Origin of the sequence: Rhizobium sp. YTUHZ044, assembly GCF_051123975.1 — a bacterium.
Taxonomy (GTDB): domain Bacteria; phylum Pseudomonadota; class Alphaproteobacteria; order Rhizobiales; family Rhizobiaceae; genus Rhizobium.
In genome coordinates, this window is record NZ_CP101426.1 from 3500675 (window position 1) to 3514358 (window position 13684).

General features: G+C 59.9%; 10 protein-coding genes. 3 read left to right on the top strand and 7 right to left on the bottom strand.

What is annotated here, in order from left to right:
* The first annotated feature begins 1 nt into the window (after position 1).
* Together NL154_RS17305 and NL154_RS17310 are read left to right on the top strand one after the other, a co-directional pair.
* Positions 2–922, top strand: a complete 921-nt coding sequence (locus NL154_RS17305; protein ID WP_210629976.1) for a nucleoside hydrolase — start codon at positions 2–4, stop codon at positions 920–922.
* Complete coding sequence (locus NL154_RS17310; RefSeq protein ID WP_434733107.1) at positions 919–2706, top strand: adenine deaminase; 1788 nt, start codon at positions 919–921, stop codon at positions 2704–2706. The genes NL154_RS17305 and NL154_RS17310 overlap by 4 nt, the downstream gene beginning before the upstream one ends.
* A 112-nt stretch (positions 2707–2818) precedes the next feature.
* On the opposite strand, the gene NL154_RS17315 is transcribed toward NL154_RS17310, so the two are convergent.
* Positions 2819–4795 (bottom strand): putative bifunctional diguanylate cyclase/phosphodiesterase, encoded by a 1977-nt coding sequence (locus NL154_RS17315; protein ID WP_434733108.1) that lies wholly within the window; start codon positions 4793–4795, stop codon positions 2819–2821.
* Positions 4796–5049: 254 nt separating this feature from the next.
* Between NL154_RS17315 and NL154_RS17320 the strand changes: the two genes are divergently transcribed.
* Positions 5050–6093: a class I SAM-dependent methyltransferase gene (locus tag NL154_RS17320; protein WP_210629974.1), complete on the top strand. Its 1044-nt coding sequence runs from the start codon at positions 5050–5052 to the stop codon at positions 6091–6093.
* A gap of 194 nt (positions 6094–6287) precedes the next feature.
* Here NL154_RS17320 and NL154_RS17325 read toward each other — a convergent pair whose 3' ends face one another.
* From NL154_RS17325 to NL154_RS17350, 6 genes are read right to left on the bottom strand one after another with little or no spacing between them, the layout of a single operon-like run.
* The gene (locus NL154_RS17325) at positions 6288–7811 is read right to left on the bottom strand and encodes a hypothetical protein (RefSeq protein ID WP_434733109.1); all 1524 of its coding nucleotides are present in this window, start codon (positions 7809–7811) and stop codon (positions 6288–6290) included.
* A 41-nt stretch (positions 7812–7852) separates the two neighbouring features.
* Positions 7853–9550, bottom strand: a complete 1698-nt coding sequence (locus NL154_RS17330; RefSeq protein ID WP_434733110.1) for a hypothetical protein — start codon at positions 9548–9550, stop codon at positions 7853–7855.
* On the bottom strand, positions 9484–10233 hold the full coding sequence (locus NL154_RS17335) for an SDR family oxidoreductase (protein WP_210629973.1): 750 nt from the start codon (positions 10231–10233) through the stop codon (positions 9484–9486). Before NL154_RS17335 ends, NL154_RS17330 begins: the two co-directional genes overlap by 67 nt.
* Positions 10230–11552, bottom strand: coding sequence for an FAD-binding oxidoreductase (locus NL154_RS17340; protein WP_210631565.1), 1323 nt, complete (start codon positions 11550–11552; stop codon positions 10230–10232). The genes NL154_RS17335 and NL154_RS17340 overlap by 4 nt, the downstream gene beginning before the upstream one ends.
* Before the next feature lie 7 nt (positions 11553–11559).
* Positions 11560–11991, bottom strand: a complete 432-nt coding sequence (locus NL154_RS17345) for a GtrA family protein (RefSeq protein WP_210629972.1) — start codon at positions 11989–11991, stop codon at positions 11560–11562.
* A gap of 9 nt (positions 11992–12000) precedes the next feature.
* Positions 12001–13542: a UbiA family prenyltransferase gene (locus NL154_RS17350; RefSeq protein ID WP_210629971.1), complete on the bottom strand. Its 1542-nt coding sequence runs from the start codon at positions 13540–13542 to the stop codon at positions 12001–12003.
* Between the last annotated feature and the right edge of the window lie 142 nt (positions 13543–13684).

The window sequence follows — 13684 nt, forward strand, 5'->3', positions numbered from 1 at the left end:
CATGGGTGCATGGATCGATACCGACATGGGCTTCGACGACATCGCCGCCATTCTGGTGGTGGCGCAGTCGAAATATCAGATCGACGGCGTCTCGCTGGTCTTCGGCAATACGCCGCTGCCGCAGGTGCGGGCGAATGCCGCAGGCGCCGCCAGCGCCTTCGGCTGGACGTTCCCCGTCCATACCGGTCGTGCAGCACCTGTTCTCGGCAAGCCCGAAACCGCCCAGGCGATCCTCGGCGAAACCGGCATTCCGACGTCAGGCACCAGTCTGCCGAAGGCCCCTCCCAGTGCCGAGAGCGATGCCTTCACCGCGCTCTGCCGCTGGCTCGACGGCGACGGACCCCACCGCATCCTGGCGCTCGGGCCGCTCACCAATATCGCCGCCGTGGCGCTCGCCCGCCCCGATCTTGCCGCGCGCATCACCGACATCGTCTGGATGGGCGGCGGCGTCACATCGGGCAACCATACGGCCTCTGCCGAGTTCAACGCGCTCGCCGATCCCGAGGCGCTGGCAATTGTTATCGCCCATGGCCTGCCGTTGCGTATGGTCGATCTCGATCTCTGCCGCAAGATAGTTGCAAGGCCCGAAGATGCCGAGCCGGTGCGCAGTGCCGGCGGCGCCAATGCCGAACTGATCGCCGACATGTTCGCCGGTTATATAGGCATCGGCACCAGCCGTGGTCGTCCCGGCATGGCAATTTACGATCCCTCAGCCGCCGTGGCTTTCGTCGCCCCCGATATCGTTAGCTTCCGCCCCGCCCGCATCGACGTCGAACTGCAGGGCGCCCTCACCCGTGGCCGCACCGTCGTCGAGACCCGCGCCACGCATGCGACCTTCAACGCCCAATTCGCCGCCGATATCGACGTCGAGAAGGCGCGTACCATCATTCTCGCCGCTTTGGTCAACGAGGCCCGCAAATGAACGCCATTCCTCGTCAGGAACCTTTCGATCTCAACGATCCCGAATTGCGCGCCCGGGCAGTTGCCGCCGCCCGCGGCGACGCTCCCTTTGATATGCTCATCACCGGCGGCCGGCTGCTCGATGCGGTGACAGGCCTGATCCGGGAGGCTGATATCGGCCTCGTCGGCGCGCTCATCGCAAGCGTCCATACGCCGGCAAGCCGAACGGATGCCATCGAGATCATCGATGCGACCGGCGCCACCCTGACGCCGGGCCTGATCGATACGCACATGCATGTCGAAAGCTCGATGGTGACACCGGCAGAATATGCAAGCGCCGTGCTGGCGCGCGGTGTCACGACGGCCGTCTGGGATCCGCATGAATTCGGCAACGTCCATGGCCTCGACGGCGTGCGCTGGGCGATCGAGGCGGCACGTGCATTGCCGCTGCGCATGATCCTGCTCGCCCCCTCCTGCGTGCCGTCTGCACCGGGCCTGGAACTTGCCGGCGCCGATTTCGATGCCGCCGTCGTTGCCGAGATGCTGCGTTCACCCGCTGTCGGCGGCGTTGCCGAAGTCATGAACATGCGCGGCGTCATCGACGGCGATCCACGCATGAGCGCTATCGTCAACTCTGGCCTTGCCTCCGGCAAGCTCGTCTGCGGCCATGCTCGGGGCCTCGAAGGCGCTGACCTCAACGCCTTCATGGCAGCGGGCGTCACCTCGGACCACGAACTCACCTCCGGCGCCGATCTCGCCGCCAAGCTTTCCGCCGGCCTGACGATCGAGCTGCGCGGCTCTCACGATCATCTCTTGCAGGAATTCGTCGAGGTGCTGAACGGTCTCGGCCAGCTGCCCCCCACCGTTACGCTCTGTACCGACGACGTCTTTCCCGATGAACTCTACCAAAGCGGCGGCCTCGACGATGTCGCCCGCCGCCTGGTGCGCTACGGCATGAAACCGGAATGGGCACTGCGGGCCGCGACCTTCAACGCCGCTGAGCGGCTGAAGCGTTCCGATCTCGGCCTTGTCGCCTCGGGCCGCCGCGCCGATCTCGTTCTCTTCGAGGATCTCACGGAATTCCGAGCACGCCTCGTCATATCAGACGGCCGCATCGTCGCCCGCAACGGCAGCATGGAGGCGGCCGTTCAGCCGCTCGATACGGCGCCGCTCGTCAACTCCATCAAGCTACCGCCGCTGACGGAGAATGATTTCCGCGTCCCTGCGAAGGGCGCGCGCGTCCGCATCGCTACCATCGACCGTCCGCGCTTCACGCAATGGGGCGAAGCCGAAACGGAAGTCCAAGACGGCTTCGTCGTGCCGCCGGCCGGCAGCGCCATGATCGCCGTCGCCCATCGCCACGGAAAGGCCGGAGGCACCCCGCGCATCGGCTTTCTCACCGGCTGGGGCGAATGGCGCGGCGCCTTCTGCACCACCGTTTCGCATGATAGCCACAACCTCACCGTCTTCGGCGGCAATGCGGCCGACATGGCGCTCGCCGCCAACGCCGTCATAGCAGCCGGCGGCGGCATGGCAGTCGCCAAGGACGGCGTAATCCAGTCGATCCTGGCGCTCCCGCTCTCCGGCCTCGTCACCGACGCCTCACTGAAGGACACCGCCTCAGCCTTTGCCGAAATCCGCAAGGCCATGGACAAAATCGTCGACTGGAAGCCACCCTACCGCGTCTTCAAGGCCTGTTTCGGCGCAACACTCGCCTGCAATGCGGGTCCGCACCTAACGGACCGGGGGATTGCGGATGTGGTGACGGGGAAGGTGGTGGAAAGTCCGGTGCTGGAGATTTTCTAGGTCGAACGCATCTCAAAGCGAGGGGAGTGCCGTGCAGCCCTCCATCCGCCCACGGGCGTCTGCCGCCGTGACCAACATAACATATGGCCTATTCCGAAATAGACATTCGGAATCAAACCTTCCTGACCAGGCCGAACGGCAGCACGTTGTCAGATTCAAGCTGAGCTGCCGACGCGGGCCGTCCGATGTAATATCCTTGGATCTGGTTGATTCCGTACTGCTGCATCAGCCGCTGATGTTCAATGGTCTCAACGCCTTCAATGAGTATCCTTACGCCGCGATTGCGCAGCAGGCTGATGATGTCAAGCAACATCCGCTTCCCTTTTTCCGTGTTGCAATCATGGAGGAAGGATCGATCGATCTTGACTGTGTCGAATTCTATGAGGCGAAGCCACGAGAGCCCGGCAAACCCTGTGCCGAAGTCGTCCAGCCAGACTTGAGCGCCTAGCTTTCTCAGGTCGCTGATGCAACGAACCACGGTCTGGTCGATTTCCAGCTCAACGCCTTCTGTAATTTCGAAAGCAAGCCGAGCACCCGTCACGCCGAATTCTGCGAGCGTCGCAGCGACATAGCTGGCGAAACCTGGCATTTTAAGTTCAATCGGCGAAACGTTGACGCTGGCAACTTGCACCAAGCCGGTTGCCAACAGGTCTCGGCAAACGGTGCGGATTGCCCACCGGCCGAGTTCAACAATCGAACCTGTCCTTTCCGCAACTGGAATAAACATAGCAGGTGGTATCTGCGTCCCGTCCAACATCCTCAAACGCATCAAAGCTTCAACGCCGTCCGTCTTGCCTGTCTGAATGTTGCGGATCGGCTGATAGACGAGTGAGACAAGCCCGTGTTCAATCGCAATTTTCAACGTCGCGGCTATATCCTCGCTGTCATCGCTACTCTGCGGGTCTTCGGGATCGAAGACCACGAGGGTGTTGCGACCCGTTGCCTTGGCGGCATAAAGCGCGCGATCGGCTTCATGGACGACCTTGTCGACCTGTTTGGTCTCATCCCGCGTATAGGACACGCCGACACTCACGGTGATTACGGCGGTCCCGTCCCGCCTGTGCTCGTGTGGCCAGGCCAACGCTCGGACGTCAGCACAAATTGCTTCTGCCAGGTCGGTCGCTCTTTGCGAATTCGGCATTGGCGTGATGACGATGAATTCCTCACCTCCGTATCGCCCGATAATCGAGCCCCAGGACGAGGCCACGCTTTGGAGAAGCTGCGAGACAGCGACAAGGCACCGGTCACCTTCTTGATGGCCGTAGCAGTCGTTATAGTGTTTGAAATAATCGACATCGATAAGCAGGACGGCAAAGGGCGCCCTATGGTCCTGCCAGCGTTGCCAGTAGTCACGCAGACGTTGATCAATCGCCCGGCGATTTTCCAGCCCGGTCAACGAGTCGGTGTTCGAGAGATGCAAAAGAGCCCTACCTCTTTCGTCGGCAGCAGCTTGCTGCAAACTCGCTTCAAGAGCATTCAGGAAGACTTTATAGCGCTCTCTGTTGAGTTGAAGGTTCACGTAAGAGGTAAAAATAAAGCAAGAAATGCAGAACGCACCGAGGATCAGCTTATGAAGAAGCAGCATCGGCGCGAACAAACAGAGGGCGCCGATGAAGATGAGCATGTTCGTTACGGAGGCCGCAAGAGCTAGCGGAAACCGGAAACTGAAGAACAGGTTGACGCTCATCATAAAGATCGAGCCAAAAACCATATAGTATGAAAAGGCGTCCGTGACCGTGGTCATCTGAGCGGTGAGAAGCCAGACAAGATAAGCTGCCAGCACGGACACCGCCGCAGCCATATCGACCGTATCGGCTTTTGCCTTGCAGTAGAGCAAGAGTTCCAACACGCACAGCGCACCGGCGCCAACCGCCAATCGACCGGCGATCGTGTACCGGACCACGTCGCCAAGAAAGAGATAATCGGTGAAAGAGTATGCAAGGTAAGCGGCCACCGCTATCCAGAGGCCGTTGCGCGTAGCGGTCTTTCGGCCGCTCTCGCTCTTCTGCTTATAAAGACGGCGCAACTGTTCTGGCGACAGCATCGGCCTTATTGTGGCGACTGCGGTCTCGGCTAACACGTGCATCATGCCCCTGCCACCCAACATATTGCCACAGTTGCCCTACGCAGACTGCTGGCTGATGCTGGATAGCCCTGCGCAGACTCCACATCAACCGATAAGGCTCCCCCGAGCCACAAGCGGGCAGAGTATCTGTCGGGTTCACTAATATTTTCTAAAATTAAAGCGTGCGCTGAGGCCGCGTTCCAACCTTGACGCTTGACCTTAAAAGAATGATGAAGATTTTATTCAATGTTTAGATCTTTATCCCCAATGAGGTTTCCGTGGCTCAGCCCCTCTTTTCCCTTGATGGCCAAAGCTTGATTACACCGCAGTCCGTTAGCAATCAGTTCCCCTCACCTCACCACGATAATGAAAAGGACCTGCTGCGGACTGCAGAAGCTGAGTTTGCGATTGTCATCAACATTGCAATGCAGCGGTTCGGTGCCGGGAAAGACCTGCCTGGCGCAGTCAAGTGGTTAATTGGTCAGCTTCATGACGTCCGTCAAAAATTCGGTGCTGCTGTATGGCAGAAGCTCATCCCATTTATTCAGGCCCATCCCTCGGCAAAGATCCTGCAGCAGTGCCCGTTCACTCGTTGGTCCTTTGAAAAACCTCGCGGCTATTCCGGTGATGCCGGTCTTATCGACTTTATTTATGGCCATCCGGCGGTGGCCGAACAAGTGGCCAGATCCACCCTTCTCGGGCTGGATATCTTTGAATACACGATCAACGCGCCCGGCCCGGTAGCGGTCAGGGAACGTCGCGACATCCTGACCCGCTACGTCGATGACACCGCTGCGCGAACGGGTTCGGATACCGAGGTGCTGGCCATCGCCGCCGGCCACCTCCGGGAGGCGGAGACATCAAAAGCATTGGCAGAAGGCCGCCTTAAACGCTGGGTTGCTCTTGATCAGGACCCCCAAAGTATTGGCTCGATCGCCAGCCAATTCCATGGGACTTCTGTAGAGCCTATCGACGGATCCGTGCGCGGCTTGCTCGCGCGAAAGCATCAGCTTGGCACCTTCGATCTGATCTACGCAGCAGGGCTGTACGATTACCTTGCCGATAAAGTGGCAATCCGGCTCACGCAGATTTGCATGGAAATGCTGAAACCGGGCGGCGTCTTTCTATTTGCCAACTTCTCCGATGAGATGGCGGATGACGGATACATGGAATCCTACATGAACTGGGAGCTCCTCCAGCGATCCAATGCCGACATGTGGCGTATAGCCAATGCCGGTGCGGCGGAAAATACGGTTGAAAAGACAGTCTGGTTCGGGGCCAATCGCAACATTATTTACGCCACCATCAGGAGGCTGTCGTAAGTCGCGACGACCGGGCCGCGCTGCTACAGACCGGCCGGCGGTTTGGAGCTCCCGCTGCTGGCGATCTGGGCCTTTGCCCTGGCTGGGGCTCCCAGCTTGGGCCAACTGACGGCAGGATCCATTTACGCCTGGGCGCTCGTGCTGATGCTCATCGGCCTAATCATCGCGGAGCTGAAACAACAGACCGCACCGACTCAGAAAGCCTTTCGCCGATAAATGCGCCAATCGGCCGTCTCCCGCACCAGCACATAGTGGCGGGCGATATAGTGGGCATAAAGGTCGCGCAGGCCGTTACCCGTCCAGATTTCGATCGGCCATTTCGGATCGAGGATAAGGTCAACGTCGGCGAACATCTCTTCCGCGGCCGGATGATCATCCGGTCCAAGAGTTCGCCCCCAATGATACCACACGCTGTCGCCCACCGGCGGTGTCAGCCCCAGGCCGGCGGAGAAGGGATTGACGAAATCGAGAACCGCGACGCGCTCGTCAGCAGACATCAGTTGCGACAGGGCAGCCGAAGCGTCAGCCAATGTCCTGTTGTATCTCTCGAAGTATTCGTATTGGCCGGCGCTCCACATCTCAACGAGCCCGATCTCAGAAAACGCCGGCAGCGGGATCGGTTTGCCTCGGCCGCCGGCAGCATAATAGGCATGAATTGCGAGCGATGCAGCGTTGCAGACGGCGGAGGGCAACAACAGGAACCCTAGGAGTAATGGCAGGGCGAACCGCGCCTTCCCGTATCGGGAGAGCAGCTTGGCGCGAAAGAGGCTTTCCGTAATGACGGCGGCGCCCGCACCCAACGTCAGAATCCCGACGGTCTGGAAATTCTGCCCGATCAAGAGGATTCCGGTTGTGCCGCAGAAGGCAACGAAGAGCAAATGCCGATAACTCGGCGTCAGGTTGAGAACGACGAGCACGACCGTCAGATACACAAGAAGGTCGGCGTGATTGTTCCGTACCAAGTGACCGAGGGCGGTCAACGTGAGAACGCCGCCGCTGTTTTTTGCTGAAAGGCCAAGGTCAGCAAGGTAGTTGAACCCGCCGCCCCAGATGATTTCAGTCGCGATAACGCTGAAAGCGATCATCCCGAGCGCCAACCTCACCCAACCGATCTGGCGACGATCGAAAAGCATGAACAAAAGGAAGCCAAGCCCTACGACGCCATAGGTGATCTTGGTGTAGAGCATCAGCAACACAAGGAGACTGGCGCATGCGGCGTCGACGGCCTTGCTACTCCCGGAGGCCGGCAAGCGAGGCAAATACATCACCAGCAGTAAGCCCAGCGACGCCCATCCAATCCGGTTGTAGAACATGGCAAAGGTCAGCTCCCCTATCCGCTCGCCCGGATTTGCGGGAACCGCAGCTATCAAGAGCAGGAAGATCGCAAGCGGCAGTCCGAACGCCATATGCATCCGGCTGCCCACGATTTCCGCGGCGATAGCCGCAAGCAGGAGAACCACTATCGCCATTCCAGCCGGCATCGCGCCGCCCATATTGCCCGACAAGCCATAGCCGGCGGCGGGAATGTAAAATGTCAGCGGCCCGAGTGGCGAATGGAAATCCACATTCGGCACCTGGCCATGTACGATGCGATGAGCACCATCCAGGAAAACGAAGAGGTCGTTGACGTACTTGGTCGTCGCCGTTTGGCCGGGCAGAGCGAGAAGGCAGGCGAGAACGAAACCCGTGCCGAAGATGACAGCCTGCGACCAACTCAACCGTGACGCCGGGCGCGATGCGCCGTCTCCCCCTTGCACAGTCACTTCACCTCGCTTTGCACCTTCGCCTGACGCCACTGGTAGACCGTCCACTCCGATGTCTTCTGAACGACCTCGAACCGAGCCGAAAGAAAGGGGCCGTACAGCTCCTGCAAGGGCAGGCTGTTGATACCGGTTTTAGGCACCATGACGATCTTTACATCCGCAAAGAGCACTTCCGGTGGGATGTAGGCCTTCTCGTTGATATTGCGGTTCCAGTGAAACCAGGCGGAGTCACCGGTAGGCGGGCGAATTCCGAGGCCGGCTGAAAATGGATTGACGAAATCAAGCACAAAAACGCGTTCGGGTAGTACGGGCAACGCCTGCAGCAGCGCCCCCCCGGTTACGATGTCGTCGAGATAGCGCCTTATGAAGTCAGGTTCGCCGCCAGGCGGATCGATTTCCCGAACATCGTCAAAACGTGGCAGCCCGAGCGATTGACCAGCTTTCTCAGCCGCAAGCGATGTATGCAGAATGAGGGCAGCGGCGTGATGTACGATCGGCGGCGACAGGAATAAGGCCGCGAGCAGCGGAAGAGCCCCGGCAGGAAGAGCCAAGCCTCCTGTCCTTCTCCCGTCATCGCCTTGCTGAGGCCAGGCGGCTTTCTGCACCAGAGCGACTGCGCCGCAGTAGAGCGTGATAATGCCCCAGCTGTGGGCGTTCTGATTGATGATCGCCAGGCCGGCGCCTATGCAGAACCCGGAGAAGAGAAAATCGCGGAAGCTGCCGGTTTGCCAGATGGCGACCAAGGCGAAGGCCGCAAACACGATGAGGTCGGAAAGGTTCTCACGCAGGTTCTTCAGGATGCTGGCGACGTCATGGCCGCCGCTGACACGCGCCGCCGCCCGCAGATCCTCTATATGCTGAATGGTTCCGCGCCAGAAGAACTCGATGGCGATCATGGCCAGCCCCGTCAGCAGCAGGGCAGTCACGACCCAGCGGCGCTGCTGCCGATCCAACAGGATGACAAGGAGAAAGGCGGTTCCGGCGAGCCCGTAAGTCGCCTTGATGTAGAATGAGACGAGCAGAAGAAAGACAGCGGCAAGAGCATCGGCGGCATCGTTGCGCCCGCGCGCGGGCTGCGGCGTCAGATACATCACCAGCAGCAAGCCGAGCGCGACCCAACCGATGCGATTATAGAACATCGCGAACGAAGGATACCAGATGGAACTGCCGAGATTGATAGGCGCCGCGAGGATGAGAATGAGGAATATGCCGAGCGCGGCCGCCAATGACGGGTTGAGGCGAGACACAAGAATGCGGATCATTGCGGGGATGAAGGCGACGACAACGATAGCCATTCCAACCGGTATCGCAGCACCGAAATTCCCCGTCAGTTGGTATCCAGCCGCCGGAAGATAAAAGACGAGTGGCCCGAGCGCCGTGTGGAAATCGCGGTTCGGCACCTGACCGAATGTGATGCGGTGCGCACCGTCGATAAAGACCAGCACGTCATTGATAAAGGCGGCGTTGATGGTCCTTCCCGGCAAGGCAAGCATGGCCGCAGAGACCAATGCTGTCAGGATGATCAAACCTTCCGCCGCGCGCAGCCGCCGTATCCTCGCCGCCGGTCGCTTGCTGGCGCCTGCTCCCGTTCCGATGACCGCGTACGCGGCGTGATTGCCTGGTTCCGTCACAGCCGCAACCTCTTGAAGATCGGCTCCGGGATTGACCGGATCGCCGTCATCAGCGGTCGCCATATTCGTCTGACATAGACCACGTCCCCGCCTCTGCTTCCCTCGGCGACAGTAAAGATCTTCTGCGCGACCTCCCGAGGTTCGGCGGTGAGAAGCGGCGGGAGCTTCATGCCATGCGTCATGCGTGTCCGAACGAAACCGGGCTTCACGGTGAGCACGCGCACCCCGGACCCGGACAGCCGGTTCCTCAGGCCGGACAAGAAGGCGGTCAGCCCGGCTTTGCCGGCGCCATAGACATAGTTGGACGCGCGTCCGCGATCGCCGGCGACGGAACTAATGCCGACGATGGTTCCGGATCCTCTCGCCGCAAAACGTTCCGCCAGAAGGCCAAGAAGCAAAGCTGGCCCTTCAAAGTTCGTCCGCATGATCATGGCGGCATGCTCAAGTTCCCGTTCGGCGCGAGACTGCTCGCCCAGTTCGCCAACGACGCAGACCGCCGTGTCGGGCAGAGGCGAAACGGCGCCCACGAAATCTTCAAAGCGGCTTGTAGCGAGGATGTCGAGTTCGTGAACTAGGACATTAGCGCCGGTCCGCGCGCTGATGTCGTCGGCCTCGCGTTGTACGGCAGAGCGCTTTCGTCCGGTCAGAAGCACGTCCCATCCCGCCTCGGCATAGATCAGCGCCGTCGCGCGACCGATATCCGATGTCCCGCCTATCAGGAGCAGGGTCTTGCCGATCCCCTTCATATGCCGAGCCTCTTTGCCAAGCGGGAATTAAAGTGACGATCGGCGCCCGTTGCCTTGCGTAGCTCCTTGAACGCAGCCAACCGAGGGTAGCCAGCCTCGAATGTGTGACGTGACTGTCGTGCATCCTTGGCGAGATAGAGCCGCCCTCCTGCCTTGACAACCAGCTCATCGATTTCGTCGAGCAGCCGGAACACCTCCTGCGTGACGGGAAGGTCGAGTGCCAGCGTGTAGCCCGGCGCAGGAAAGGACAGCAGCCCGCTTCCGCCCCCTAGCTTCTTCAGAACGGCAAGAAAGGAGCCTTTTCCCGAACGCGCAAAACGCTCGAGCATGCCGCTCAGGACTGGAAGCGCGTCCTCGGCTGGAACCACGCACTGATGCTGCAGAAAGCCCCGCCTGCCATAAAGCCGGTTCCATTCGAGGATGCCGTCCAGTGGAAAGAAGTATTTATCCCAGTGGACCAGCGAGGTCTTGGCCGCCTTTCGCGCTCCCGCCCGGAAATAGATCTCGTTGAAGGCTGTTACGCTTGTTTTGTTGAGCACCCATTGCGGCAGATCGAATGGCAGTGAAAACATCCCTGCGTTTTTCGCTGCAAAGCGATCTACGCCCGGCATGCCGCCGACCTGGTCCAGCGTCGCGTGTTCGCCGGCAAAGATCAGCGAGCGTCCAAGAGAGGCGCCTTGCGAAAGGCAATCGATCCAGGCGACCGAATAGGTGACATCCTCGGTCTGCTGCAGCGCCTTCAACGCCTCGCCAAGATTTTCCGTGACGATCGTCTTTTGCGCGATCCAGGCGGATTCAATCGGTCTCAAACGGAAAGTCGCTTCCGCGATGATCCCGGTCATACCCATACCACCGACCGTCGCGAAGAAAAGATCGGCGTTGCGCCCGCGGCTACAGGTGAGGGTCTCTCCGCTGGCGACCACCAGCTTGATCTCGCTGACATGGTCACCGAACCCGCCGTCGCGATGATGGTTCTTGCCGTGCACGTCAGAGGCAATCATCCCGCCGACCGTGACATATTTCGTGCCCGGCACCACAGGCGGAAAATAGCCTCTCGGAACAAAAGCGCGCAGAATATCCGAGAGCATTACGCCCCCTTCCACGGTCAGCGTCGCATCGTTCGGATCGAAGCTCCGCATTCGGCTCAGTCCACGGCACATCAGGGTGGAGTGTTCGCCGATCGCCGCGTCACCGTATGAACGCCCATTTCCGCGGCCGATCAGTCCCATGCGAGCGGCCACGGTGCCTGCAAGCGCCTCCGGCCGCTTGCAGTCGATTGCCTGGCTTTCATGGCGCGGATAGCGTCCCCAGCCCTCCATGAGTTTGTTACGCCTCCTCTGGTTTGAAGACGAATTTCCGGTCCAACGCGTATTTGGAAATATAGCCGATCGCCAAGCCGAGCGCTCCGCCGGTGTATTTTGCGAGCTCCGTCTTCCACACCGTCCAAAAAGTAATTTCAAACCCCCAGAATATGAGCGTCGTCAGAACACTGAACAGGCCGTAAAGCGCCACCTTCAGCATCTCGTCGCCGTGCGACGTGTAGCCGTCGAAGAATATCCATTTTTTGTCGAGGAGATATTTCAAGCCGAAGCCGGCAGCGGTCCCTGCGAGCATCGAAGGCATAAGGTTCGGCGACGGCGCCAGCTGCATGACAGTGGCCTGGACCGCGAAGTTGGCGGCGGTGGAGAGCATGGCGAAGGCGAGGTAGCGGGTTGCGAGGCCCGCGGAAGTGCTTCGCTCTGAGGACTGACGAGCCATTCGGCCACCTCACATTGCGGCAATGACAAGTACGCCGGCGACGCCGAGCGTGACGAGGCTGACCTTGTCCTTGATCGCGAAGACGACTGGATCGTCATGCATCTGTCCTCGGTGGGCGAGCATAAGGATGCGGGCAATCCAGCAGGCAAGGATCGGTCCGGCCAACCACAGCATGGCTGGCCTGGTGTAGATGTCTTGGGCACTGTCGCTTGCGGCATAGAGGGCAAATAACGTCAGCGCGTTCATTCCCGCTCCAGCTGCCAGGGCGCCCACCATCCCAATATCCGCCTTCCTGTAGTCGCGGCTCTTGGAATCCGGCAGGTGCGCGGCGCGGCGTGAAATGAGCTCGGTGTATCGCTTCACCAAAGCGAGCGAGAGAAACCAGCTCATCATGAAGGCAAGCAGCCAGGGAGATGGCCACACCGAGACGGCGGCAGCGCCGCCGATCACCCGCGTGGTGTAAAGAGAGGCGAGAGCCACCACGTCCAGGATCATCTTCCGCTTGAGGAAGAACGAGTAGGCGGTGGTCAAGGCGAAATAACCCGCGAGTACGAGCACGAAGACGGGCGACACCATGGCGGCCACCGTAAGCGACAGCAAAAGCAGGATCGGGATTGCCAACAGAGCGTGCAACAGCGGGATCTCGCCACAGGCAAGCGGTCTGCGGCATTTGGTTTTATGACGGCGGTCGTCCTGCAGATCGACCAAGTCGTTCAGGAGATAAACGCCCGAGGCACAAAGCGAAAAAGCCGCCAGAGCCAGGCCGGCATTCGTAAGGCTATGGAGGTCAAAGAGTTGATTTGTCAGTAGCGGGATAAAAACCAACCCGTTCTTGACGTATTGATGCACCCGCAACGAGCGCGTCCAAATCCGCCATGTCGGTCTGTCGTGACTAAGGTGCTCGACGTTGTCGCATTGGCGCGAAAGCTCTCGAGCAACTGCCGCCGATGTCCTTATGGCATAGGACTTTGCGGCGTGGCGCCAGACTGACAAGTCGGCCGGGTCATTGCCGATATAGTCGAAGCCCCCCTCCCCGAAGGCGGCGACGAGCTTTGCCGCCTTCGCCTCGCCGACACAGTTCATCGTCTCGTTCGTTGCAAACCAGCCGGCGAAAAGGCCAAGGTGGTCGGCAACCGTGCAAACCAGGCGTTCGTGGGTTGCAGAAGCGAGGTAAACCGATCGTCCCTCCTCCCGTGCGGCCTTGATGACGTTCAGCACTTCCGCGTCATAGGGAAGAATAGCCGGGTCGAAATCCGCTGGTTGAGAAAGGCGGTGCTTCAGACACGCTTTTCCGGCGGACAGCGAACTGACGAAATCGACGATGGAAAGGGGCCGGCGGCTAAGCTCCGAGAAGACAGTTTCGATCAGCAGGTCCGATCGAACGAGGGTGCCGTCGAGATCAACCACTAACGGGCGGGGCGACAGCGGTGTTTGCAGGACCGGTGGGCTGTCCACCGGCAATGCCGCGGGTCCAGGTTGAGGCCACCCGTCCTCCTCGGCTCTCGGCAGAAAATCTCTTCGCAGCTGGAATTCATGGTGCAGCTCGTTCAAAGGATTTCCCTTATGCTTCGAGACCGTGAAAGCCCGCCGAACCACGGCTAAGCAGTTTGGTTCCATCACCAAAATGGGTGAGGTGCTGACGCCTGGGGAAGATTATCAAAGGTTGAGTTTTTCAGCGCAGACTCAGAACCTT